This window comes from Allobosea sp. RIT-PG3_2 (genome assembly GCF_057321085.1).
Genome location: NZ_JBXWCA010000004.1, coordinates 115,978 through 138,535, shown reverse-complemented (window position 1 = coordinate 138,535; position 22,558 = coordinate 115,978). Strand labels below are relative to the sequence as shown.

Below are 22,558 nucleotides of genomic sequence, written 5' to 3'. Positions count from 1 at the left end.
AAGCCCTCCCATGCTGACCCGGCTGCGCTCCGACGAAGAGCGCTATGCCCGCCGCATGGCACGCATCGCACGCTGGGACCGGCCGATCGAGGGCCGAGGCCAGCGCCTGCGCGCCTGGGCCAACATGCTGCTCGTCGACCACGGCATCTTCCGCATTGCCTATCTCAACGCGCATCGCGTGACGCCGGGCCTGTGGCGCTCGGCGCAGCCTGCCCCGCATCAGATCGCCCGCTTCGCCCGCCAGGGCCTCAAGACGATCGTCAACCTGCGCGGCGGCCGCGAGCACGGCTCGTGGCCCCTGCAGAAGGAAGCCAGCGAGCAGCACGGCATCGCTCTCGTCGATTTCGTGCTGCGCTCGCGCGGCGCGCCCGACCGCGAGACCATCCTGAGTGCGAAAAGCTTCTTCGAGAACCTGCAGGAGCCGGCGCTCGTGCACTGCAAGTCGGGCGCGGACCGGGCCGGCTTCTTTTCTGCGCTCTATCTGCTGATCCACGAAAAACGGCCGCTGGATGAAGCCACGCGCCAGCTTGCGCTGCGCTACGGCCATTTCCGCTTCGCCAAGACCGGAATCCTGGATGCGTTCTTCGATGCTTATCGCCGGGAAGGCGACGCGAAGGGTATCGGCTTCCTGACCTGGGTCGAAACGATCTACGATCCCGCCAGGCTCGAGCGCGAATTCAAGCCGAGCCTGTTTTCGTCGATGATTGCTGACCGGCTGCTTCGCCGGGAGTAGGCCGGCCAGCTGTCAGCGGTGGAGGCGGCTTCCTTCAGCGAGCCGCGCTCCCAGCGGCGAAGCCGTCCATCGTCGTCGTCTCGTCCTCTCCGAGATGCAGCCAGATGAAGAGGGTGTGCGCTAGGGCGCGCAGCATCGAGATCGCGCCGATCGCCTGCAGCAGTCCGGCGGAGAGCGAGCCGAACCAGATCATGGTCGCTATGATCGCGGCCAGCGCCGCCGCATTGACCAGCACCTGCCAGAATGGCTGGCGCGACAACGTGGCCATGTCCTGAAGCGGCGTCAGAATGGCGATGCCGGCATAGAAGGGCGCGAGAAGCGCGATCACCGTGCCGAGCTGCTCCCAATGAGTCCCTTCAAGGAAAGGCTCGATCACATCGGCGGCAACGGCAATCGCCCCGAACAGCGCAGCCGCAACGGCGATCAGCCCCAGCGCCATGATCCGCGCCGCGAAGCGTCGGCGCGATCCGGCATAGGAACGGAGCCGGTTCAAGGCGATGGGTGTCGAGACCGTGCCGAACATCTGCGCGGGCATATCGAGGAGCCGCATCGACAGTGCGACATGGGCGGCCAGCAGCGTGTTCGCGGCGTAGGGCAGCGCCAGCACCGGCGCGATCGCGAAACCATAGGCGAGCAAGGCGCTCGGCAGCAGCGTCACGGGCACGGCGCGCCAGCGGTAAGCCCCCTCGAACAGGCTGCGCCGTGACCAGAGCCGCGGTTCGACAAGCGCGGAGACCGCCCCCCGGCGCCGCCACAGCAGATAGCCGGCCGCGAGCATATGGCCTAGCGCGTCGGCCATGAACAGGGCGAGAGCCTTCGGCCCGAAGAGGCCGATCAGGATCAGCATGATCGCGGGCTGGAGCATCGCCTGCACGACGTTGCTGCTGCCGATCGCGCGGAAATCCCCTTCAGCCGTCGCCTCGGTCCAGAGCAATCTGAGGACAGCGCGGGCGGCCAAAGAACAGAGAAAGAGCACGGCGACAGCCGGAGCGACCCAGCCGGATATGGCCAGCCCGGCCAATGCGACGGCCGTTGCGCCGCAGAATGCCAGACCGACGGCGATGGCGAGCCGGAAGGCCAGACCGAGCCGGGCGCGATCCCCATTCCGGAAGAACACGGCTTCCAGCCGCAGCAGCGCGGCCATCGAAACGAAATTCACCACGGAGGAGAAGACGGCGAAGGCGGCGAAGACGAAAGGCGGGCAGAGCGCGGCCGCGATCAGCAGGCCCCAGACCGAGATCATTCGTGCCTGGATGAAACGCAGGCCAAGGAGCACCGCGGAACCCAGGCTCGAGCGCAGCATCGGCTTGCGCGCAGCCACGAAGCGCCGCCCCGCCGCAACAGCCAGGGCGGGCCGGCTGGGCGGAAGCAGCGCCCGTTCCATCGCGACACGAGCGGCCATATCGACATCCACGACTGAGCCATCGGGCAGCCGATCGCCGACCGGACCTATATTCCCCTTCAAAGGGAGCTCAGGCGAGGCGGTCACGGGCGACGGGCCTTCTGTCGCGAAGGCTGCGCCCGAATGGTTAATGATCCGTAAATCTCAGTCATGGTCAGCCGTGGGCGGGGCGACGGCCCCGCGGACACGGCGCATTAACTGCACCATGTCGCCTTTTTTGCGGCTAGACGAACGTCGTCTTGAGCGCCTCGAAGCGTCCTAGCTGATCCGCCAGGAGTTCGCGCGCGGCATCGCGCCGCACGAAGATCTTGAACATCACCTCGCCGGCGCCGTTGAAGAACTGCACCGAGCAAGCGCGCCGGCCCTGCGCCGTGCTGCGGTCCACGAGGTAGATCGCACGGCAGTTCTCGGCCTTGATGTGACCGCCGATCGGGCTGTCGCCATGGATGTTGTAATAGCCGTGCCCGAAGCTGCCGACCGGCAGCGAGCCTTCGCATTCCAGCACGATGTCGGGCGTGTGCATCAGGAAGAGCACGGTGCCCCAGGTCGCGAGATCCTTCCAGATATCCTCGAAGCGCTCCGGCGCCACGAAGAGCCGCTGCTCGGCTGGCAAGAGCTCGAGCACCGCACGCGTCGAGACGTTCGCCTCACGCGCCACGGACTCAATGAGACCGTCGGGCTTGGCGGCGAGCAGCGCGCGAGCGTGCTCGATCGGGTCGCGGGTCGCGACATCGGCAGTCGTCATGGTCACTGCCTCACTCGGCCGCCTGGCGGGGCAGATGGGGATTGGTTTCGCTCAGCACCGTCTCGAACCCCTCGAATTCGGGATGGCCGAGATAGATCGGCGTCGGACGCGGCTGACCGGCATTCCGGTGGGACTCGCGGAACTGCTCAGACTTGGTCCAGGCGGTGAAGTCGTCCTTCGAGGCCCAGCTCGTATGCGACGAATAGAGCGTGTGATCCTCCTTCTCCGGACCCTTCAGCAGGTGGAAGGAGAGAAAGCCGGGCATTTCGTCGAGCCGGCTCTTGCGCGAAGACCAGACTGTCTCGAAGGCGGCTTCCTCGCCCTTGACGACCTTGAAGCGATTCATGGCGATGAACATCGACAAATCCTGCAGTGAGAAGCCGCGAGACGGCTGAAACGAACGGTGCCGCGACGCGGCCGGTCATCGCCGGTTCCGGATGAGCGCCTTGCGAAGCGTTGTATCCGTAGGAGCGCACGCCGGAGGCGGCCGCACGGCAATGCGTCGCGACCGAAGCCAGCCGCGCTCAGGCGCTGCCCTTGACCCCTTGTAGTAAAGGCGAATATCACCGTCAACAATACGTAAGAGCAATTCTTGTTTTGAATAATTAAAAACAGGAATTACTTGGCGTTGAATCATTCTAAACACAACCGATCTTAGACGATCGGGCCGATCTGCGGTGGCCGCGGCCCATCGCCTGCGCCCGAATGGAGTGGCAACATGTCTGGCTCGCGCGACCAAACGGCATATTCCGGCCTCATGCGGCCGAACCGGCGCGAACTGACCGCCACGGCTCTGGCATTGCTCGGCCTCGGCGGGCTTGCTCCCCTCGCCCCCGCTTCGGCCCAGACATCCGAGCGCATCGTCGTCGCCGGCGGCGTCATCACCGAGGTCATCTATGCGCTTGGCCTGCAGGACCGGGTCGTCGGCGTCGATTCGACGAGTCAGTTTCCGGCCGATGCCCTGAAGGACAAGGCCAATATCGGCTATGTCCGGGCTCTCTCCGCCGAGGGCGTTCTGTCACTCAAGCCCACGCTCGTCATGCTGATCGAGGGCGCCGGCCCGCCGGACGCGGTCTCCCTGCTCAACGAATCCGGCGTGAAGCTCGCCCGCATCTCCGATGGGCTGACGCCGGACGGCGTTGCCACCAAGATTGCCGCGATCGGTGCGGCCATCGGCGCCGCCGCCCCGGCGGAGCGCCTCGCGGCGCAGACGCGGGCGCGCTTCGACGAGCTGGCGGCGCTGCGCTCCGGTATCACCAAGAAGCGCCGCGTGCTCTTCGTGCTCTCGCTTCAGAACGGCCGCGCCCTCGTCGGCGGCCGCAACAGCTCGGCCGATGGGATCATCGCGCTCGCCGGCGGCAGCAATGTCGCCGACGCGATCGAGGGCTACAAGCCGATGACGGATGAGGCGATCGCCGCCGCCGCGCCGGAGATGGTGCTGATGATGCGCAACAGCAGCGCCCACAACACCACGCCCGAAGAGCTCTTCGCCATGCCGTCCTTCTCCCAGACGCCCGCCGCCAACGGCAAGCGCCTGGTCCACATGGACGGCCTCTATCTGCTCGGCTTCGGCCCGCGCACACCGATGGCCGCGCGCGATCTCATGGCCGCGATCTACCCGGAAGCCGCCATCCCCGCATTGAAGACGGCCGCCGCCCCGTGACGCTCGTGGCTCCAGCCCCGTCGATGACCTCCACCGCCCTGACGACGCTGATCGCCGGCCGGCGCCGCATCGGCCTGCTCGCCGTTATCGGCCTCTCCCTGGCCTGCCTGCTGCTAGCCATCGTCGCGATCGGCCAGGGCGCGATTTCGATCCCGCCCGGCCGCGTCGCCGAAATCCTGATGGCGAGGCTCTCCGGCGATACGACCCTGCTGGAAGGGCGCGACGTCCTCGTCGTCCTCAACATACGCCTGCCGCGCGTCCTGCTCGGCCTGCTCGTCGGCGCGGGCCTCGCCGTCTCCGGTGCGTTGATGCAGGGGCTGTTCCGCAATCCGCTGGCCGATCCCGGCCTCGTCGGCGTCTCGAGCGGCGCGGCCCTCGCAGCGGCCGCCACGATCGTGCTCGGAGACCGGTCCCTTGCCGGGACCATGATGAAGCTGCCCTTCGCGGCCCTTCCCATGGGCGCCTTCTGCGGCGGGCTGGTCGCGACGCTGGCTCTTTACCTCATCGCCACGCGCGGCGGCCGCACCTCGGTCGCCACCATGCTTCTCGCCGGTGTCGCGCTCGGCGCGCTGGCGAGCGCGCTGACGGGCCTCCTCGCCTTCATCTCGGATGACCGCCAGTTGCGCGACCTGACCTTCTGGTCGCTCGGCAGTCTCGGCGGCGCAAGCTGGACCAAGCTTTCAGCGGTCGCGCCGATCATCCTGCCGATGCTCCTGCTGATGCCGCTTCTGGCCCGCGGGCTGAACGGGCTGATGCTGGGCGAGGCCGAGGCCTACCATCTCGGCATACCCGTCCAGCGCATCAAGGCGCTGGCGATCCTGTTCGTTGCCCTGGCGGTCGGTGCGAGCGTCGCCTCGGCGGGGCTGGTCGGCTTCGTCGGCATCGTCGTGCCGCATCTGATCCGGCTCTCCGTCGGCCCCGATCACCGGCTGCTGCTGCCGCTATCTGCGCTCGGTGGCGCGATGCTGCTCGTCGGTGCCGATATCGTCGCGCGTTTGATCGTCGCCCCGGCCGAGCTGCCGATCGGCATCGTCACGGCCACGATCGGCGCGCCCTTCTTCCTCTGGCTGCTGCTGCGTCGTTCGAGCGTCCTCGATGTCTGAGTCCGTACCGATCCTCTCCTGTCGGGAGCTGAGCTTCGTCGCCGGCGGGCGCCGGCTCGTTGCCGACGCCACGCTCGAACTCACCGGCGGCACGACGACGATCCTGATCGGGCCGAACGGGGCCGGCAAGTCGACGCTCCTCAAGCTGCTGACCGGCGAGATCAAGCCGGCAGGCGGCGGGATCCGCATCGCCGGCGAGCCGCTCGCGGCGGTGCCGGCCTGGCGCATGGCCTGCCTGCGCGCAGTCATGGCCCAGCATGCCCGCATCGCCTTCCCCTTCAGCGTCTACGAGGTCGCGAGCCTCGGCGTCGACGGCATCGGCCGGGCACTGACGCGCCAGCGACGCGAGGCGATCGTCGCCGAGAGCCTTGCGTCCGCCGGCGTGATCGATCTCGCCGGCCGGCGCTACCAGACGCTCTCGGGCGGCGAGCAGCAGCGCGTGCAGTTCGCCCGCGTGCTCTGCCAGCTCGAAGCCGGCAGGAGCGTCGCCGAACGGCAGGTGCTCTTCCTCGACGAGCCGATCGCCAGCCTCGACCTCTGCCATCAGCTCTCGTTGCTCGACATGGCGCGCAGCATCGCCGCACGCGGCGTCGCGGTGCTGATCGTGCTGCACGACCTCAACCTCGCCGTGACCTATGCCGATCATCTCGTCGTAATGGATCAGGGCCAGATCATCGCGCAGGGCCCACCGGCACGCACGCTCGACGACGCCTTGCTGCGCCAGGTATTCAAGGTCGATCTGACGCTGAGCCGTGCCCCGGCGCCCGGCCTGCCCTTCCTCCTGCCGCAGCAGCACCGCTCCGGGCCGGCAGCGTAAACCCGCGCTCCCCATGGGTTCACCGGCGATTCATCCTGAATCGCCGCTTCACCATATCGCTCAACCCGCGCTTCACGGCTCGGGGGCCTAACTCCCGCTCACCAGCGAACGGGAGTTTCGATCATGGCCAGATATGTTGCCGCCCTCGGCCTCGCCGCCCTTCTGGCGCCGGGCCTGATTGTCGCCACGAACGATGCCGCGCAAGCGCGTGAGGTCGTCGGCATCCGCGATGCACGCTTCGAGCCCGGCACCATCGTCATCCGCACCGGCGAGCGCCGGCTCTACTACGTCGTCGCTCCGGGCGAGGCGATCCGCTACACCATCGCCGTCGGCAAGGCCGGCAAGCAATGGCGCGGCGTCAAATATGTCGAGGAGCTGCAGGTCGACCCGGCCTGGGCGCCACCGGCCGAGGTCAGGCGCGACAATCCCCGCCTGCCCGACGTCATTCCCGGCGGCTCGCCGCGCAACCCGATGGGCGCGCGCGTCATCGGCCTTGGACCCGGCGGACAATACGCCATCCATGGCACCAACATGCCGAACACCATCGGCACCGCAGCCTCCTATGGCTGCTTCCGCATGCACAACCAGGACGTGATCGACCTCTACGCCCGCGTCCAGATGGGCACGCCGGTCGTCGTCATGCCCTGAGACGATCTAAAGATCGACTTCCGACAGCAAGGGGTGCCCGGCGAAGAACGTCTCGAGATTGCCGAGCAGGAGCCGGAGTTGCCCCTGCTTGGCATCCTGCGAGCTGGCCGCGATATGCGGCGTCAGCACGACATTCTCGAGCTTGCGCAGCCGCTCCGGCACATGCGGCTCGGCGGCGAAGACGTCGAGCGCCGCACCGGCGATCCGCTTCTGTTCGAGGGCATCGCATAGGGCATCTTCATCGATGGCGAGGCCGCGCGAGATGTTGACGACGTAGCCCTGCGGGCCGAGCGCGTTCAGCACCGCGTCATCGACCGCATGACGCGTCTCGGCATTGGCGCGGACGGCGACGACGAGCACATCGGCCCATGCGGCAAGGCCGAGCAGGCTGTCATGGAAGCGATAGGGCAGCTCCGGCTTGGCGGAGCGGTTGTGATAGCCCACCTCCATCTCGAACGCGGCGGCGCGGCTCGCGATGCGGCTGCCGATGGCGCCGAGCCCGTAGATGCCGAGCTTCCGGCCGGCGAGATCCGGCGTGTTCGCTACCGGCTCATGGCCCCGATTGCTCCAGAGACCCGCGCGTACGAAGCGGTCTCCCTGTCCGATCCCGCGCATGACGCAGAGCACGAGGCCCATGGCGAACTCCGCCACGCTGCGCGCATTGGCGTCGGCAGCGTTGCAAAGCCTGATCCCACGGGCCTTGGCCGCAACGCGATCGACCCCCTCGATGCCCGTCCCATAGCAGGCGATCAGTTCGAGATTCGGCAAGGCGTCCATCAGCCCGGCGCTGGTCGGCCGCCCGCCATAGGTCAGCAGCACGCGCGCCTGTCTCGCCTCCTCGGGCACCGCAGCCGCATCGTCGCCCTCGATCGGCCCGATCACCGTATAGAGCTGCTTCAGCTTCTCGATCGCGTCGTCGGCGAGACGCGGCACCATCAGAATCGTCGGCTTCATTGCATCGCTCCAGAAGATGCTGCATCGCAACACCGCGCAGCCCCGTGCTCAACCCACATTTGCGAATGCCCCGCCATCCGCGCCGCGCATTCCCGACTTCGACCAAAGACGGCATCAAACCGTTCCAAAAGCCTGAAATAGCGCGCGTTTCCCACTCGCCCCCCGGAAAGAACCGCGTTAACCTTCCTTCGCGACACGCAACCGCCCGTGCCTCCCACGGGCCAGGAAGGGGCTACCAGATGGATCACCTCGCCGACGTGAAGAAGTTCGCCAAGAAGCCGTTGAACGATGCTGCCTTCGCCGGCATGTCGAAGGCCTATGCGCTGGTGATGAGCAAGCCGGACACCCGTTACGTCGCCTGTTCGGATTCGGCCGAGATCGACCGTGTCCGCGAGAACTTCCTGAAGAAGAAGCTGGGCCTGAAATCCGGCGATCTCGACGGTTCGATCAAGGCGATCTGCGAGCACATGAAGGCGGACAGGACCAAGTCGCGCCTGACTTTCTATTATCTGCTGGCCGAGCATCACGGAAAACTCGACCTTTTCATCAAGAAATAAGTCCCCGGCCCGGCCTTCGCCGGGCATTTTTTTCATCGGCACATCGTGGCTGAACGATTGGCTGGCCGGCGCGGAGCAGGCCGTGAAGCCGTTCATCGCAATCGATTTCAATCGCGATAGAGGTCCGCCCGCGTCAGCGGCAGGCCGGACGGACCTTTTCGCCGCTTCGAGACCAGCGTCTGGTTGACCATCGCCCCGCCACGCTCGAAGGCGAGCGAGCAGCCGGCGAGATAGAGCAGCCACATCCGCGTCCGCTCCGGCCCGATCTCGGCCTCGGCTTTCGCCTTGTTGGCGTCGAGCCGCTCCCACCACAGCCGCGTCGTGCGCTGGTAGTGCTCGCGCCAGCCCTCGACGTCGTGGATCTCGAAGCCGTGGCGCTCGAGATTGGCGATCGACATGCCGAGATGGTCGAGCTCACCGCCCGGAAAGATGTAGCGCACCAGCGCGCGATATTCCGCCGGCATCTTGTTGAAGGCCTTCTCGGTCTTCTTGGCGCGGCGCGAGATGGTGTGGTGCAGATAGAGCCCGCGCGGCCGCAGCAGCCGGTTCACCGCCCGGAAATAGGACGGGTGGTTGCGGATGCCGACATGCTCGAACATGCCGATCGAGGAGATCTTGTCGAATTCACCCTCCATCTGGGTGAAGTCCTTGAGGTGGAGCGTGACCTTGCCGGCGAGGCCGAGCTTCTCGACCTTCTCGCGCGCCAGGGCGAGCTGCTCCTCCGCCAGCGTCACGCCATGGGCCTCGACGCCGTAATGGCGCGCGGCATGGCAGACCAACGCGCCCCAGCCGCAGCCGATATCGAGGAAGCGATCGCCCGGCTTCAGCCGCAGCTTCCGGCAGATCATGTCGAGCTTGTCGCGCTGGGCGCGTTCGAGATCGCCATGGTCCTCGGTGAAATAGGCGCAGGTGTAGACCATCTCCTCGTCGAGGAAGAGCCGGTAGAAATCGTTCGAGACGTCGTAGTGATAGGCGATGTTGGCCTTGTTGGTGGCCGGCGCGCCGTCGCGCGCGATCTCGTCGCCCCTGCGATGATCGACGGCCTCGGCAGCCTTGCCCGGCGCGAAGATGAATCGCCTGATGACGTCGAAGACCGCGCCCTTCGGGATGTTGCGCGCCAGCCGGCCGAGCTTGCCGTCGGGCCGCGCCGCCGCGAGATCGAAGATCGAGCCGTTCCGGATCGAGATGCGGTCGGTGATATGCAGATTGAGCAGCGTGTCGAGCTTGGGCTTGCGGACCAGCGCGGCCAGGACGCCGGCATCGGCGATCGCGATGGCGAGGCCGTCCGATGGCCAGGACGCCGGCACCGAACTCCCGTCCCAGAGCCGGAAGCCGAGCTTCAGGCCGAGCTTGTCATGCGCCTCGTTCAGAAGGCGGCGCAGAGCTGCGAGGCGCTTGTCGTTGCTATCCATGACCCGAGAATCCGCTGCTTTCCGCTGCTGTTTGAACGCAAGCTCGCGGCTTGGCAATATTCGGCGGGTCCGGGCGCGTCGGCACCTCAGAAGTCGCTGGCGATGCCCTTCACTTCCCAGTCGTCGTAGCGCACCGGTTCGAGCCCGCCGCGTCCGTTGACCTCGCGCTGCTTCGCGACCTCGGCCGCATGCGCATCGATCGCCGCGCGCCGGGCCGCCGCCTCGGCCAGCGCGCGCTGCGCTGCCGGCGACAGGCTTTTCGGCTCGGTGCCCGCCAATGGCACATCGTCGTCGACTTGGTCAGGCATTTCGGCTCGTTTCCTTGCAGGCTTTCTCTTGCAGGATCAGGATCGCCCCCACCACATAGGGCACGAACCCGGCATTCGCGAGGGGGTTGCGCCCAAGCGAAGCCGACGACTAAGGGGAACCGATGAACTACGTTCGCACCGGCATGTTGATGGCAGGCCTCACCGCGCTGTTCGGCGCGGTCGGCTATCTGATCGGCGGCGGCGGCGGCATGCTGACGGCGCTCGGCTTCGCCGCCGTGACCAATCTCTTCAGCTACTGGAATTCCGACCGGCTGGCGCTCTCCGCCCATAATGCCCAGGAGGTCGACGAGCGCGGCGCGCCCGAACTCTACCGCATGGTGCGCGACCTAGCGGCGCGCGCCGACATGCCGATGCCGCGCGTCTACCTGATCCAGGAAGACCAGCCCAACGCCTTCGCCACCGGCCGCAACCCGCAGAACGCGGCGGTGGCGGCGACGACCGGCATCCTGCGCACGCTGACCTATGAGGAACTGGCGGGCGTGATGGCGCATGAGCTGGCGCACATCAAGAATCACGACACGCTGACGATGACGATCACCGCGACCTTCGCCGGTGCGATCTCGTCGCTCGTCACCTTCGGCATGTTCTTCGGCTCGCGCGACAACCGCCCGAACTTCATCGTCCAGATCCTGCTCTCGATCCTCGCGCCGATGGCGGCGGCACTGATCCAGATGGCGATATCGCGCTCGCGCGAATACGAGGCGGATCGGCTCGGCGGCGCGATCGCCGGCAATCCGGTCTGGCTCGCCGATGCACTCGCCAAGATCGCCGGTGCCGTCCAGCACATTCCCAACGAGACAGCCGAGGCCAAGCCTGCTACGGCGCACATGTTCATCATCAATCCCCTGACCGGCGGCGGCATGGATAATCTGTTCTCGACCCATCCCGACACCGGCAACCGCATCGCCGCGCTGATGGAGCAGGCCAGCGCCATGGGCATCGGCCGCAGCACGGGTGGAGCGAGCTTCTCCGCCCAGGCCGGCAGCAGCCCCTGGGGTCAAGCCGGCGGCGGCCCTTGGGATAATACGCCCCGCCAGCCCGGACCTTGGGGTTGAAAATGGCCGAGCGCCCCTCCCCCAGCCGCCCCGCACCGGAACCCGTGGAATCGGGACGCAGCGATGCGCCCGGACTGCCGGCGCGCCGTTTCGCCGCCACCATCATCGACGAAGTCCTGCGCGCCCGCGTCGCCCTCGACGAGACCTTCGAGCGGCTGCTGCCGGATTCGGGCCTGGACGCCGCCGATGCCGGGCTGGCGCGCGCCATCGCCGTCACCGCCTTCCGACGGCTCGGGACGATCCAGCACGCCGTCGATCAGCGCCTCGAACGCGGCAGCCCGCGCAAATCCGGCCCGTTCGAGCCGATCCTGACGGCCGCGGCCGCGCAGATCCTCTTCCTCGACGTGCCCGATCATGCCGCCGTCGATCTCGCGATCCGAAATCTGCATGAGGACCTGCGCTCGGCCCGCTACGTCGCTCTCGGCAATGCCCTGCTGCGCCGCATCGTGCGCGAGCGCGACGCGATCCTGGCCGAGGCGCAGGCCGACCCCTTCCTCGACACGCCCGACTGGCTGGCCGAGAGCTGGAGCGAGACCTATGGCGAGGCGGCGGCTGCGGCGATCGCAGCGAGCCATCGCGAGGAGCCCCCGCTCGACCTTTCCGTCAAGGCCGACCCTGCCCGCTGGGCGGAAGCGCTGGAGGGTATCGCGCTGCCGAACGGTTCGGTACGCCTGCGCGAGCGGCACGCCATCGCCGGGTTGCCCGGCTTCGACGAAGGCGCCTGGTGGGTGCAGGACGCCGCAGCCGCGCTGCCGGCGATGCTGCTGGCGCCGGCCCCCGGCGAGCGGATCGTCGATCTCTGCGCCGCCCCCGGCGGCAAGACCGCCCAGATCGCGGCGGCGGGAGCGAATGTGACTGCGCTCGATCGCTCGGGCCCGCGCCTACGCCGCCTCAAGGCCAACCTCGCGCGTCTCGGCCTGACGGCCGAGGTCGTGACCGCCGATGCGACGAGCTGGAAAGCCGAACCTTTCGACGCCGTCCTGCTCGATGCACCCTGCAGCGCCACCGGCACGATCCGCCGCCATCCCGATGTCGCCTGGACGAAGCTCCCGGACGATCGCGACCGGCTCGCAGGCTTGCAGGCGCGCCTGCTCGATGCCGCCGCCGGCCTGACCAAGCCCGGCGGGCGCCTCGTCTATTGCACCTGTTCGCTGGAAGCGCAGGAAGGCGAAGCGCAGATCGAAGCCTTTCTCGCGCGTCATCCCCAGTTTCGGCGCAAGCCCGTCGAAGCGGCGGAAATCGGCGGTTTGTCGGAAGCAATCGACGCGAACGGCGATATTCGGACCCTGCCGCACCAGCTCCGCGGCGAAACCCCGCGCCTTTCGGGATGGGCGGGATTTTACGCAAGCCGCCTGATCAGGCTATGACGGAACAGGGATTCGCGCAGTGGGACGGCGCGATTCCTCTGGCAGTATCCGCGCGGCACGGCGTCGCGCACGGGGACGGAGCATACGGGAGATTTGAGCGGCTGGTCTGAGCGACGGGGATTGGCCCAGGCCGCGATCGGACGGGCGGCGCGGCGGACCCGTGGCCAGTTCGTCGGCGCGACGCGCAGGCTCTGGCCCTTCGGGCGCAACACCGCGACCCGCCTGCTGTTCGCCCCCCACGACCTGCGCACCGCCGATCCGACCACGGCCGGCGATTTCTATGCCGGTTACTACACCTTCGCCGGCCGCACGCTGCGCAGCCATGGCGAATCCCCCTTCGATGTCGAGCCCCCGAGCGAGGCCTGGGCCGAGGCCCTGCACGGCTTCGGCTGGCTGCGCCACATGCGGGCCGCCGATACCGCGATCGCGCGCGCCAATGCCCGCAGCCTGGTCGAGGACTTCATGGCCAAGCGCCGCGACCGGGACGATATCGGCCGCCGCCCGGCCGTGGCGGCCCGCCGGCTGATCGCTTTTCTCTCGCATTCCCCGCTGCTGCTGGAAGGCGCCGATCATGTCTTCTACGAGCGCTTCCTGCGCCATGTCGCGCGGCTGGCGGACCGGCTGAGCCTCGCTCTCGCCGGCGCGGTGGAAGGCGCGGATCGCCTGAACGGCCTGATCGCCGTCACGCTCGCGGCGATCTGCCTCGATGGGCAGGATGCACGCCGGCGCCGCGCCGAGACCATGCTCTCCGACGAGCTGGACGAGCAGATCCTGCCCGATGGCGGGCATCTCTCCCGCAATCCCCGCCTCCTGATCGAGCTCCTGCTCGACCTGCTGCCGCTGCGCGAGACCTTCGCCGCGCGCGGGCTGGAGCCGCCGCGCGGCGTGCTGACCGCGATCGAGCGGATGATGCCGCATCTGCGCCTGTTCCGGCATGGCGACGGTTCGCTCGCCCTGTTCAACGGCATGGGCACCACCGCCCCCGATCTGATGGCCACGCTCGCGGCTTACGACGATGCGCGCGGCCGGCCGACCGAACATGCCGCCTATTCCGGGTACAGCCGCCTCGCCGCCGAGCGCAGCATCGTCGTCGCCGATGCCGGCGCTCCGCCGCGGGGCGCCTATTCGGTCGAGGCGCATGCCGGCTGCCTCGCCTTCGAATTCTCCAGCGGCCCGCAGCGCATCATCGTTAACTGCGGCGCCAGCCGCTTCGGCCCGCCCGAGCTGAAGCTTGCGGCGCGCAGCACCGCCGCCCATTCGGCGCTCGTCCTCGACGATCGCTCGAGCGCGAATTTCGGGATGGTGCTCGGCGAGATGCGGATCGTCTCCGGCCCGCGCGATGTCCGGGTCGCGCGCCAGGATGGCGCTGACGGCCCGGAATGGGTGGCGAGCCATGACGGCTATCGCCGCAGCCTCGGGGCCGTCCATACGCGCCGGCTCCTGCTCGCCCGCGACGGCGCCACGCTCTCGGGCGAAGAGGAGGTCACGTTGACCGGTGCGCGTGCCGCGCTGCAGGCCGCCGTCCGCTTCCATCTTCACCCCAATGTTCGCGCCAGCCTGGTGCGCGAAGGCAGCGGCGCGCTGCTGGCGCTCGCTTCCGGCGAAGTCTGGAGCTTCGAGGCCGGCGGGCTGCCGATCGCGATCGAGGAAAGCCTTTTTCTCGCCGCCTCCGACGGGCGCCGCCGCACCGAACAGCTCGTGGTGGCCTTCGATGCCGTGACGACGCCGCGCATCGCCTGGCGCCTGAGCCGGATCAGCACCGCCAATCCGCGCGCCGGAAAGACCGTTGCCGCCGCCATCGCCGAGCGCGAGGCCACGGAATCCGCTCCCGACGCGTGACGTTCTGCGGCGGCGCGCTTTGCCTTTCGCGGCGCAGCATGATAGCCCGCGCGCGGCTGCTCCAAGAACCGCCTGCCCTTGCAATCCAAGCCGGACCTGACCCCGATGCCGAATGAACTTCGCCGCGTCGAACGCGCTCTCCTTTCCGTCTCCGACAAGACGGGGTTGATCGACTTCGCCCGCGCCCTCCACAAGCTCGGCATCGCGCTGGTCTCGACCGGCGGCACGGCCAAGGCCATCGCCGAGGCCGGCCTGCCGGTCAGCGACGTCTCCGATCTCACCGGCTTCCCCGAGATGATGGACGGTAGGGTCAAGACGCTGCATCCGAAGGTGCATGGCGGCCTGCTGGCGATTCGCTCGCACCCGGAGCATCAGGCCTCGATGCTCGGACACGGCATCCAGCCGATCGACCTGCTGGTCGTGAACCTCTACCCGTTCGAGGCGACGGTCGCTGCGGCCAAGCCCTATGACGATTGCATCGAGAACATCGATATCGGTGGCCCGGCGATGATCCGCGCCGCCGCTAAGAACCACCACGACGTCGCCGTCGTGGTCGAACCCGCAGACTATCCCTCGGTGCTGGCCGACCTCGAGGCCCAGAAGGGCGCGACCACACTGACGCTGCGCCGCAAGCTCGCCCAGAAGGCCTATGCCCGCACCGCCGCCTACGACGCGGCGATCTCCAACTGGTTCGCCAATGAGCTCGCCGACACGGCGCCGGCCTTCCGCGCGCTCGGCGGCGAGCTCGTCCAGAGCATGCGCTATGGCGAGAACCCGCATCAATGGGCCGCCTTCTACCGCACGCCCGAGAGCCGGCCGGGCGTGTCAACGGCACGTCAGCTTCAGGGCAAGCAGCTCTCCTACAACAATATCAACGATACCGACGCCGCCTTCGAATGCGTCGCCGAGTTCGATCCCAACGCTTCGGCCGCCTGCGTCATCGTCAAGCACGCCAACCCTTGCGGCGTCGCGGCCGGCGGCTCGCTGCTGGAAGCCTATGAGCGCGCGCTCGCCTGCGACCCGGTCTCGGCCTTCGGCGGTATCGTCGCGCTGAACCAAAAGCTGGATGCCGCCGCCGCGAAGAAGATCGTCGAGGTCTTCACCGAGGTCATCATTGCCCCGGATGCCGACGAGGAAGCGATCGCCATGATCGCCGCCAAGAAGAACCTGCGCCTGCTGCTGACCGGCGGCCTGCCGGATGTCCGCGCGCCCGGCCTCGCGCTGCGCACCGTCTCCGGCGGCTTCCTCGCCCAGTCGCGCGACAACGCCGTCGTCGACGACATGCAGCTAAAGGTCGTCACCAAGCGCCAGCCGAGCGAGCGCGAGCTCTCCGATCTGCGCTTCGCCTTCCGCGTCGCCAAGCACGTCAAGTCGAACGCCATCGTCTATGCCAGGGATCTCGCCACGGTCGGTATCGGCGCCGGCCAGATGAGCCGCGTCGATTCCTCGCGCATCGCCGCCTGGAAAGCCGCCGAGGCAGCGAAGGCCGCAGGCAGCGCGGAAAGCCTCGCCAAGGGCTCGGTCGTCGCCTCCGACGCCTTCTTCCCCTTCGCCGACGGCCTGCTCGCGGCGGCGGAAGCCGGTGCCACCGCGGTGATCCAGCCCGGCGGCTCGATGCGCGACGACGAAGTCATCAAGGCCGCCGACGAAGCCGGCCTCGCCATGGTCTTCACCGGGCACCGGCATTTCCGCCATTGACGGAAACGCAGGCCGCGGGACACCCTCGTCGGCCGGCTGCGCATCGCAGTCCGGCCGGCGGTTTCAGGGTCGATCCGGCTCTGTGCGCAACCGCGTTCCTGATGCTGGTGGCCGCCTGAAGAGCGGCCTCGCTGCGAGCTAACGAGGCCCGGGACATGCATACCGTCAAGGTCATCGGCATCGGTTTCGCCCTGCTCGGCATCCTGCTCGTCGCGGCACCGCGGCTTTCCCTCTCGGCCGGGCGGCCGATCCCCTTCGCCGTCAGGCTCTTCCTGCCGCTCTGGTTCGCCGGCGCGTTGATCAAGCTCTGGATCGGCGTCAGCCGCGCGGGCTATACCGTGATGGAGGAGGCACCGATCTTCCTCGTCGTCTTCGGCGTGCCGGCGATCGCCAGCCTGCTGATCCTGTGGCTGACCTCCCGAATTGTCCGATGAGCCTCGATTCCGTCCGCGCCTTCTTCGCCCAGCACGCTCCCGACATCGCCGTCATCGTCACGCAGGAGAGCAGCGCGACCGTGCCGCTGGCCGCCGCCGCCCATGGCGTCGAGCCGGGGCAGATCGCCAAGACGCTCTCGCTGCGCATCGGCGAGGACGTCGTCCTCGTCGTCACCCGTGGCGATGCCCGCCTCGACAACAAGAAGGCGAAAGCCGCCCTCGGCGGCAAGCCGCGCATGCTCGGCCCCGATGAAGTCGAGGCGCTGACCGGCCATCCGGTCGGCGGCGTCTGCCCCTTCGGGCTCGCCACGCCGCTCAAGATCTATTGCGACATCTCGCTGCGCGCTTTCGACATCGTCGTGCCGGCGGCCGGCTCGACGCATAGCGCGCTGCGCATCGCGCCGCAGCGCATGGCAGAGCTGACGCAGGCCGAATGGGTGGATGTCTGCCAGGAGGCCGTGCTGGAGGCAGCGGCGGCGGAGTAGGGCTCAGCCCTTCGTCCGCGCGATCAGCTCCATCGCAGCCGCCGGATTGCGCACCTTGTCGCCGCTGATGACATAGAGGAAGACGTCGCGCTTCTGCTTTGGCGCAGCGGCTCCCACTGTTTCCAGCCCATCCGGCACGCCGCCCTCCGCCCAGACATGCGCGGCCTTGGCCCAGCGGTCGAGACCGGACTCGGAATAGCCCTTCGGCTCGGCTTCCTTCGTCCCCATGATCCGCGCATAGACGAAGGGCGCCGTCACATCGGCGATCTGGGTGTAGTCGGCATCGGCCGAGGTGATGGCCGCTACGCCATATTCGCGCAGAAGAGCGACGAAATCCGGCGAGCGGAAGCTGTCATGCCGAACCTCGACCGCGTGGCGCAGGGCGATGCCATCGAGCTTCTTCGGCAGCAGCTTGAGGAAGGCCTCGAAATCCTCGGGATCGAATTTCTTCGTCGGCATGAACTGCCAGTTGATCGGACCGAGCTTGTGCTTGAGCTCGGTCAGCCCGCTGGTCAGGAATTTCTCGACCGACGGCCCGGCTTCGGCCAGCACGCGCCGGTTCGTGCAGAAGCGCGAGCCTTTGAGCGCGAAGACGAAAATTTCCGGCGTCTCCTCGCGCCATCGGGCGAAGCTCTCCGGCTTCTGCGACCCGTAATAGGTGCCGTTGATCTCGATCGAGGTCAGCTTGCCCGCCGCATATTCGAGCTCGCGCTTCTGCGGCAGGCCATCGGGATAGAAAGCGCCACGCCACGGCTCGAACACCCAGCCGCCGATGCCGATATGGATTTGACCTGCCTCACGCGCCATGGCTCGCTCCTTCGCTGGGCCGTCATCCTGACGCGGGGGCTGGTTTTGCACCACCCGTTTCCAGCGATCGCCTTTGTCTAATCCCGTCGGGCGCGCAGGCCTGTCAGGAGGACGTGACCTGCCCGGCAAAAGGACGCTTCGGCAAGGGAGCTGCCGGCGTTCAGGCTTTCAGATGGAATGTCACGAGCACTGTGATCTCGGAGCCGTCCTGCAGCGTCGCGGCCACTCGCAGGAAATTGCCGAAATGGGCGAGGCGCTGAAATGTGACGGCGTCCTTGGCCGCAGGCAGCGCGAACTCGGAACCCTCCGCGCACCAATGCATGCCGTCGGCGGAGATCTCGATGCGCGCCTTGGGCAGTTCGCCTTTCGGCTCCTTGAGTGCGCGCACGAAGACGATCGCCTCCTTCGCCCAGCCGGCCTCATAGGGCTCGCTCGCGCTCTGCCCGGTCCAGGTTTCGTTGCGGGCGACGACCGCGGTCAGGTTCTCGGGCAGCATCAGAAATCCCCCGACAGGCAGACGGAGTCGAGATAGGCGAAGGCGCGCTTGTCGGTGTCGGTCTCGGCGAAGAAGCCGAGGTTCAGCATGCACCACAGGTTTTTCATCGCGGGGATGCGGATGCAGTCATAGCTGCTCATGTCGAAGACGCGGTCGTTCACCTGGAAGCGCGTCGCCTGCATCGAAGCCAGGTCGAAGTCGAAGCGCAGATAGTGCCAGTTCACCTTGGTCGGAATCTCGTTGTAGCAGAGCCGCTGCTCGCCGCCCGGCAGATCCTCCCAATCATCCGGCGCGAGATGGTAATGCGTGATCGTCTTGCCGGCGGTGCCGATCGGCTTGATCGGCGTCGTCTTCCGTTTGAACTGCCAGCGCTGGATGTGCTGGCCGTCCTGCGCATTGAGGAAGCGCAGATGCGGCATGACACGGTCGCCGGGCCCTGAGCTGTCGCCGATCTGGAGATCGTAGAGGAAGCCGAAGGAGCGGATGTCGGTCTCCGAGAGCTGCAGGTCGGTCGCTTCGGGCTTGAAGGTGAAATAGGTCTCGAGCCGGATCGGCCCGGCCTTGCGGAAAGTCAGCCGCTTGATCGCGACATTCTGTGCGCCCTTCTTCGGCCGCGTCGCGATCTTCAGCGCATAGGAGCCGTCGACACCGCCATGCGAGCCGAAATCCCAGTTCGGCAGGGTCGAGAGCATGGCGTGGCTGTGCTGGGCATAGCCCGGCAGCATCGCATCCAGCGTGTCCTCGTAATTGCCGACGAGCTGCGTCCAGCCGCACATGCCGCGATCGAAATCATCGAGGCAGATGATGCGCGGCAGCGGGTCGAAGCGGCTGAGCTGCGGGTCGGCCTCGCGGATGGCGCGGCGCATGTCGTCGAGCTGGGAGTTGGGAGCGATCATTGGGCTTTACCCCTTCACTGCGCCGGCGGTGAGACCCGCCACGAGATGCTTCTGCATGAGGATGACGAAGGCGAGCACCGGCACGAGCTGCACGGTGGAGGCCGCGAAGAGCACGCCCCATTCGACGCCTTCGACGGCGCCGATCATCTCGGAGATCACCAGCGGCGCGGTCTTGGCCTTGGTGGTCGTGAAGATGAAGGCGAAGAGGAACTCGTTCCAGGCGTAGACGATGACGAAGACCGAGACCGCCAGCATGCCCTGCGCCGCCATCGGCAGGATGACGCGGGTGATGATCTGCATCTGCGAGGCGCCGTCCATCATCGCGGCCTCGTCGAGCTCTCGCGGGATCTGGTCGATGAAGGTGCGCATCACCACCGTGCCCAGCGAGACGAAGAAGGTGGCGTAGAGCACGATCAGCACGAAATGCGTGTCGTTGAGCCCGAGCCAGTTCACCACCGGAAAGAGCGGCAGCGTGATCACGATCGGCGGGATCAGCCGGATGAAGATCAGGAAGAAAGCCGAGGCCTGAAGCCCGCGCGAGGCGAAGCGCGAATAGGCGAAGCCGGCAAGCAGCGAGACGCCGACCGCCAGCACGGTCGCTCCCACCGTGACCAGGAAGCTGTTCCAGAGGCCGAAGAAGAAATCGCCCCAGCGGCTCCATAGCGCCTGATAATTCGCCAGCGTCGGCGCGAAGGAGAAGGTGCCGGTGGTCGAGAAGATGTCGCGGTCGGCCTTGAAGGACGACATCGCGATCAGACCGATCGGGACGAGCGACCAGGCGACCACCGCCAGGACACCGACCAGCTTCAGAAGATGGCGCAAAAGCTTGGACAAGGAGAGATTACGCACGAGCGAACATCTCCTTGTAGAGCCGGCGGAGATAGAACAGCGCGAGCAGGAGCGAGGCGAGGACGAGCAGCCAGCCAGTCGCGGCCGCCGGCCCGAAGGCGTTGTAGCGGAAGGCCTCGAGGTAGAGGTAGACGGCCATGACTTCGGTGGAGCGCGCCGGCCCGCCGCCCGTCATCAGCCAGACTTCGGAAAACAGGCGGAAGGCGAAGATGTAGCGGAACAGCGCGGCGATCAGCAGCGCCGGCATCAGGAGCGGCAACGTTATCCGGCGGAAGGACGTCCAGGCTGAAGCCCCGTCGATGGCAGCCGCCTCGTAGAGATCGGTCGGGATCGAGAGTCGGGCCGCGTAGAGGATGATGAACGAGAACGGCAGGTGCAGCCAGATCGAGAGCAGGCTGACCATGGCGAGGCCGTGGCTCGGATTCACCGCCCATTCGATCGGCGGCAAGCCGATAGAGGCCAGGAGCCGGCTCATCATCCCGACATCCGGCTCGAAGAGATAGCGCCACATCACCACGGCCGAGACCTCGCTGACCGCATAGGGCGCGAGCACGATGGCGAGCAGCAGGGCGCGAGCCGGCACGCCGGAGGCGAAGAACAGCGCCATGCCGAGCCCGATCAGAAGCTCGACATGCACGACCACGGCGACGACGATGACGGTGTTGAGCAGCGCCTTCCAGAAATAGGGATCGCTCAACACCTTTGCGTAGTTGGCGAGGCCGACGAAGCTCGCCTGCTGGCCGAAGGTCGACTGGTTGAGGCTCAGCCAGAAGACATAGATCGCCGGCAGGAAGATGATGCCGCCGATCATCAGCTGGACCGGAGTGACGAGCGCGATGGCGGAGAGAGGCGTGCGCGTGGTCATAGTCGTCCTCGCAACGTCTCACCAATTCGCGCCGTCATCCCGGGCAAGCGAAGCGCAGACCCGGGATCCATCGTAGGGAGCAGAGGCCTCCGATGGATCCCGGATCGGCGCCGCTCCGCGGCTTGTCCGGGATGACACGGAGGTTCATGAGCGCAATGGACGGAAGGTACGGAGCGTCGCATCCCCGGCCTCACGCGATCCTGAAGCGCTTCAGCGCCTCGCGATCGATCTCGATGCCGAGGCCCGGTCCCTGCGGGACGGCGAGCTTGCCGTCGACCAATTGCGAGCCCTCGCCGACGATCGGCTGCGTGAACGCGTCGCGCAGCGGGTTCTCGTAGACCATGCATTCGAACGTGCGGAAGCTCTCGGCCGCCGCTGCCAATTGCAGGCTCGCAGCCACGCAGATCGCGCCCGACCAGCCGACATGCGGCGCGTAAGCCGTGTTGAAGGTCGCTGCCAGCTCGGCGATGCGCCAGGTCTCGGTGATGCCGCCGGAGCGCGTCACGTCGGGCTGGATCAGTCCGAGCGAGCGATCTTGCAGCATGACCAGCGCCTCGCCCGCAACGAAGTCGCTCTCGCCCGCGGCGAGCCGGATCGGCAGGTGCTGGGCGAGACGGCGATAGCCCTCGCGATCATGCGGCGCGATCGGCTCCTCGAAGAAGCCGTAGCCGAGATCGGCAAGCGCGCGGCCGACGATCATGGCGTCGTCGACGTCATAAGCCCAGTTCGCGTCGACATAGAGCGCGATGTCGTCGCCGGCGAGCCTGCGGACCAGCTTCGCCCGCGCCACCGCATCCCTGAGCGGATGGCCGAGCTTGACCTTGATCTCGCGGAAGCCGGCCCTGAGCACGGCCGCCACCTCGGCCTCGACCGTCGCATCGTCGAGCCAGTTGATCGAGGAGGCATAGGCGGCGACCTCCGTGCGCCCCATGCCGCCGAGCAGCTTGTGGATCGGCTGCCCAGCCTGCTTTCCGGCGATGTCCCAGAGCGCGATGTCGACCGCCGCGATCGCCTCGACGATCTGGCCGCCGGGGCGCCCCGACAGCGCGGCACGCATCGCTTTCCAGAGCGCCCTGCGATCGGCCGCGTCGCGTCCGAGCAGTCGCGGAACCAACGCTTCCTCGATAAAGCGCGCATAGCCGGCCGCACCGCGACGGCACAGCCCCTCGCCGAAGCCGACGATGCCGTCCGCGGTCTCAACCTCGACGACGACGACCTCGATCGCGGGATAGTCGCCCTGCGACGTCCGCTGAACCTTGGGCAGCGTCGCACGCAGCGGATGCACGACGATCTTCGATATGCGGCCGGCCGACATGAGGCGCGTCCTCCCTGAAGGACATCATCTTATCTGATAGGTTGAACAGTTGCCAAGGAACGCGGCATCTGTCAATGATCACTACTGGA

General features: G+C 67.3%; 24 protein-coding genes. 12 read left to right on the top strand and 12 right to left on the bottom strand.

Features of this window, described 5'->3' with window-relative positions; all coding sequences use genetic code 11:
* Positions 1–10 precede the first annotated feature (10 nt).
* Positions 11–733, top strand: coding sequence for a fused DSP-PTPase phosphatase/NAD kinase-like protein (locus AC2FAN_RS13995; RefSeq protein ID WP_265050740.1), 723 nt, complete (start codon positions 11–13; stop codon positions 731–733).
* Positions 734–767: 34 nt separating this feature from the next.
* Here AC2FAN_RS13995 and AC2FAN_RS13990 read toward each other — a convergent pair whose 3' ends face one another.
* The 3 genes from AC2FAN_RS13990 to hmuQ all read right to left on the bottom strand — a co-directional run bounded on the left by AC2FAN_RS13990 (position 768) and on the right by hmuQ (position 3,238).
* The gene (locus tag AC2FAN_RS13990) at positions 768–2,135 is read right to left on the bottom strand and encodes a hypothetical protein (RefSeq protein WP_485174791.1); all 1,368 of its coding nucleotides are present in this window, start codon (positions 2,133–2,135) and stop codon (positions 768–770) included.
* 223 nt (positions 2,136–2,358) lie between these two features.
* A complete protein-coding gene (gene hutX / locus AC2FAN_RS13985; protein WP_485174789.1) occupies positions 2,359–2,880 on the bottom strand; it encodes a heme utilization cystosolic carrier protein HutX in 522 nt (173 codons plus the stop codon).
* A gap of 10 nt (positions 2,881–2,890) precedes the next feature.
* On the bottom strand, positions 2,891–3,238 hold the full coding sequence (hmuQ, locus tag AC2FAN_RS13980) for a heme-degrading protein HmuQ (RefSeq protein ID WP_485174787.1): 348 nt from the start codon (positions 3,236–3,238) through the stop codon (positions 2,891–2,893).
* A 360-nt stretch (positions 3,239–3,598) separates the two neighbouring features.
* Here hmuQ and AC2FAN_RS13975 point away from each other — a divergent pair, with 360 nt between their 5' ends.
* From AC2FAN_RS13975 to AC2FAN_RS13960, 4 genes are all read left to right on the top strand, one after another.
* Entirely contained in the window at positions 3,599–4,543 is a 945-nt protein-coding gene (locus AC2FAN_RS13975) for a heme/hemin ABC transporter substrate-binding protein (protein WP_485174785.1), read from the top strand.
* A 23-nt stretch (positions 4,544–4,566) separates the two neighbouring features.
* On the top strand, positions 4,567–5,646 hold the full coding sequence (locus tag AC2FAN_RS13970; protein ID WP_485174783.1) for a FecCD family ABC transporter permease: 1,080 nt from the start codon (positions 4,567–4,569) through the stop codon (positions 5,644–5,646).
* Positions 5,639–6,463, top strand: a complete 825-nt coding sequence (locus AC2FAN_RS13965) for a heme ABC transporter ATP-binding protein (protein WP_485174781.1) — start codon at positions 5,639–5,641, stop codon at positions 6,461–6,463. The genes AC2FAN_RS13970 and AC2FAN_RS13965 overlap by 8 nt, the downstream gene beginning before the upstream one ends.
* Before the next feature lie 123 nt (positions 6,464–6,586).
* Entirely contained in the window at positions 6,587–7,111 is a 525-nt protein-coding gene (locus tag AC2FAN_RS13960) for a L,D-transpeptidase (RefSeq protein ID WP_265050747.1), read from the top strand.
* Between the two features lie 6 nt (positions 7,112–7,117).
* On the opposite strand, the gene AC2FAN_RS13955 is transcribed toward AC2FAN_RS13960, so the two are convergent.
* Positions 7,118–8,065, bottom strand: a complete 948-nt coding sequence (locus AC2FAN_RS13955; protein WP_485174779.1) for a 2-hydroxyacid dehydrogenase — start codon at positions 8,063–8,065, stop codon at positions 7,118–7,120.
* Between the two features lie 239 nt (positions 8,066–8,304).
* Here AC2FAN_RS13955 and AC2FAN_RS13950 point away from each other — a divergent pair, with 239 nt between their 5' ends.
* Positions 8,305–8,622: a DUF2853 family protein gene (locus AC2FAN_RS13950; RefSeq protein WP_265050749.1), complete on the top strand. Its 318-nt coding sequence runs from the start codon at positions 8,305–8,307 to the stop codon at positions 8,620–8,622.
* A gap of 107 nt (positions 8,623–8,729) precedes the next feature.
* Here AC2FAN_RS13950 and AC2FAN_RS13945 read toward each other — a convergent pair whose 3' ends face one another.
* Positions 8,730–10,034: a class I SAM-dependent methyltransferase gene (locus AC2FAN_RS13945; RefSeq protein WP_485174777.1), complete on the bottom strand. Its 1,305-nt coding sequence runs from the start codon at positions 10,032–10,034 to the stop codon at positions 8,730–8,732.
* Between the two features lie 86 nt (positions 10,035–10,120).
* Positions 10,121–10,342, bottom strand: coding sequence for a DUF1674 domain-containing protein (locus AC2FAN_RS13940; protein WP_265050751.1), 222 nt, complete (start codon positions 10,340–10,342; stop codon positions 10,121–10,123).
* Between the two features lie 122 nt (positions 10,343–10,464).
* Between AC2FAN_RS13940 and htpX the strand changes: the two genes are divergently transcribed.
* From htpX to AC2FAN_RS13910, 6 genes are all read left to right on the top strand, one after another.
* The gene (htpX, locus tag AC2FAN_RS13935; RefSeq protein ID WP_485174775.1) at positions 10,465–11,418 is read left to right on the top strand and encodes a zinc metalloprotease HtpX; all 954 of its coding nucleotides are present in this window, start codon (positions 10,465–10,467) and stop codon (positions 11,416–11,418) included.
* Between the two features lie 44 nt (positions 11,419–11,462).
* Complete coding sequence (locus AC2FAN_RS13930) at positions 11,463–12,785, top strand: RsmB/NOP family class I SAM-dependent RNA methyltransferase (RefSeq protein WP_485174773.1); 1,323 nt, start codon at positions 11,463–11,465, stop codon at positions 12,783–12,785.
* A gap of 120 nt (positions 12,786–12,905) precedes the next feature.
* Complete coding sequence (locus tag AC2FAN_RS13925) at positions 12,906–14,624, top strand: heparinase II/III family protein (RefSeq protein ID WP_265050754.1); 1,719 nt, start codon at positions 12,906–12,908, stop codon at positions 14,622–14,624.
* A 105-nt stretch (positions 14,625–14,729) separates the two neighbouring features.
* Positions 14,730–16,322 (top strand): bifunctional phosphoribosylaminoimidazolecarboxamide formyltransferase/IMP cyclohydrolase, encoded by a 1,593-nt coding sequence (purH, locus tag AC2FAN_RS13920; protein ID WP_485174771.1) that lies wholly within the window; start codon positions 14,730–14,732, stop codon positions 16,320–16,322.
* A gap of 155 nt (positions 16,323–16,477) precedes the next feature.
* On the top strand, positions 16,478–16,756 hold the full coding sequence (locus tag AC2FAN_RS13915; RefSeq protein ID WP_485174769.1) for a hypothetical protein: 279 nt from the start codon (positions 16,478–16,480) through the stop codon (positions 16,754–16,756).
* Positions 16,753–17,241, top strand: coding sequence for a YbaK/EbsC family protein (locus AC2FAN_RS13910; protein ID WP_485174767.1), 489 nt, complete (start codon positions 16,753–16,755; stop codon positions 17,239–17,241). Before AC2FAN_RS13915 ends, AC2FAN_RS13910 begins: the two co-directional genes overlap by 4 nt.
* A 3-nt stretch (positions 17,242–17,244) precedes the next feature.
* Here AC2FAN_RS13910 and AC2FAN_RS13905 read toward each other — a convergent pair whose 3' ends face one another.
* From AC2FAN_RS13905 to AC2FAN_RS13880, 6 genes are all read right to left on the bottom strand, one after another.
* A complete protein-coding gene (locus AC2FAN_RS13905; protein WP_485174765.1) occupies positions 17,245–18,048 on the bottom strand; it encodes a DUF72 domain-containing protein in 804 nt (267 codons plus the stop codon).
* 160 nt (positions 18,049–18,208) lie between these two features.
* Positions 18,209–18,544, bottom strand: coding sequence for a hypothetical protein (locus AC2FAN_RS13900; protein WP_265050759.1), 336 nt, complete (start codon positions 18,542–18,544; stop codon positions 18,209–18,211).
* A complete protein-coding gene (locus AC2FAN_RS13895; protein WP_476805487.1) occupies positions 18,544–19,440 on the bottom strand; it encodes a DUF6772 family protein in 897 nt (298 codons plus the stop codon). Before AC2FAN_RS13895 ends, AC2FAN_RS13900 begins: the two co-directional genes overlap by 1 nt.
* Positions 19,441–19,446: 6 nt before the next feature.
* Positions 19,447–20,289: a carbohydrate ABC transporter permease gene (locus tag AC2FAN_RS13890; protein ID WP_485174763.1), complete on the bottom strand. Its 843-nt coding sequence runs from the start codon at positions 20,287–20,289 to the stop codon at positions 19,447–19,449.
* A complete protein-coding gene (locus AC2FAN_RS13885; RefSeq protein WP_485174761.1) occupies positions 20,282–21,154 on the bottom strand; it encodes a carbohydrate ABC transporter permease in 873 nt (290 codons plus the stop codon). Before AC2FAN_RS13885 ends, AC2FAN_RS13890 begins: the two co-directional genes overlap by 8 nt.
* Positions 21,155–21,344: 190 nt before the next feature.
* Entirely contained in the window at positions 21,345–22,469 is a 1,125-nt protein-coding gene (locus AC2FAN_RS13880) for a mandelate racemase/muconate lactonizing enzyme family protein (protein ID WP_485174759.1), read from the bottom strand.
* Positions 22,470–22,558 lie beyond the last annotated feature (89 nt).

Bases quoted from the DNA above. Each gene is read 5' to 3' on its own strand.
- AC2FAN_RS13960 (WP_265050747.1), top strand. From the start codon at position 6,587: ATGGCCAGATATGTTGCCGCCCTCGGCCTCGCCGCCCTTCTGGCGCCG.
- AC2FAN_RS13915 (WP_485174769.1), top strand. From the start codon at position 16,478: ATGCATACCGTCAAGGTCATCGGCATCGGTTTCGCCCTGCTCGGCATC.
- AC2FAN_RS13910 (WP_485174767.1), top strand. From the start codon at position 16,753: ATGAGCCTCGATTCCGTCCGCGCCTTCTTCGCCCAGCACGCTCCCGAC.
- hutX (WP_485174789.1), bottom strand. From the start codon at position 2,880: ATGACGACTGCCGATGTCGCGACCCGCGACCCGATCGAGCACGCTCGC.
- AC2FAN_RS13945 (WP_485174777.1), bottom strand. From the start codon at position 10,034: ATGGATAGCAACGACAAGCGCCTCGCAGCTCTGCGCCGCCTTCTGAAC.
- AC2FAN_RS13950 (WP_265050749.1), top strand. From the start codon at position 8,305: ATGGATCACCTCGCCGACGTGAAGAAGTTCGCCAAGAAGCCGTTGAAC.
- AC2FAN_RS13885 (WP_485174761.1), bottom strand. From the start codon at position 21,154: ATGACCACGCGCACGCCTCTCTCCGCCATCGCGCTCGTCACTCCGGTC.
- AC2FAN_RS13880 (WP_485174759.1), bottom strand. From the start codon at position 22,469: ATGTCGGCCGGCCGCATATCGAAGATCGTCGTGCATCCGCTGCGTGCG.
- AC2FAN_RS13900 (WP_265050759.1), bottom strand. From the start codon at position 18,544: ATGCTGCCCGAGAACCTGACCGCGGTCGTCGCCCGCAACGAAACCTGG.
- AC2FAN_RS13940 (WP_265050751.1), bottom strand. From the start codon at position 10,342: ATGCCTGACCAAGTCGACGACGATGTGCCATTGGCGGGCACCGAGCCG.
- AC2FAN_RS13975 (WP_485174785.1), top strand. From the start codon at position 3,599: ATGTCTGGCTCGCGCGACCAAACGGCATATTCCGGCCTCATGCGGCCG.
- AC2FAN_RS13965 (WP_485174781.1), top strand. From the start codon at position 5,639: ATGTCTGAGTCCGTACCGATCCTCTCCTGTCGGGAGCTGAGCTTCGTC.
- AC2FAN_RS13955 (WP_485174779.1), bottom strand. From the start codon at position 8,065: ATGAAGCCGACGATTCTGATGGTGCCGCGTCTCGCCGACGACGCGATC.
- hmuQ (WP_485174787.1), bottom strand. From the start codon at position 3,238: ATGTTCATCGCCATGAATCGCTTCAAGGTCGTCAAGGGCGAGGAAGCC.
- htpX (WP_485174775.1), top strand. From the start codon at position 10,465: ATGAACTACGTTCGCACCGGCATGTTGATGGCAGGCCTCACCGCGCTG.
- AC2FAN_RS13895 (WP_476805487.1), bottom strand. From the start codon at position 19,440: ATGATCGCTCCCAACTCCCAGCTCGACGACATGCGCCGCGCCATCCGC.
- purH (WP_485174771.1), top strand. From the start codon at position 14,730: ATGCCGAATGAACTTCGCCGCGTCGAACGCGCTCTCCTTTCCGTCTCC.
- AC2FAN_RS13990 (WP_485174791.1), bottom strand. From the start codon at position 2,135: ATGGCCGCTCGTGTCGCGATGGAACGGGCGCTGCTTCCGCCCAGCCGG.
- AC2FAN_RS13905 (WP_485174765.1), bottom strand. From the start codon at position 18,048: ATGGCGCGTGAGGCAGGTCAAATCCATATCGGCATCGGCGGCTGGGTG.
- AC2FAN_RS13970 (WP_485174783.1), top strand. From the start codon at position 4,567: ATGACCTCCACCGCCCTGACGACGCTGATCGCCGGCCGGCGCCGCATC.
- AC2FAN_RS13995 (WP_265050740.1), top strand. From the start codon at position 11: ATGCTGACCCGGCTGCGCTCCGACGAAGAGCGCTATGCCCGCCGCATG.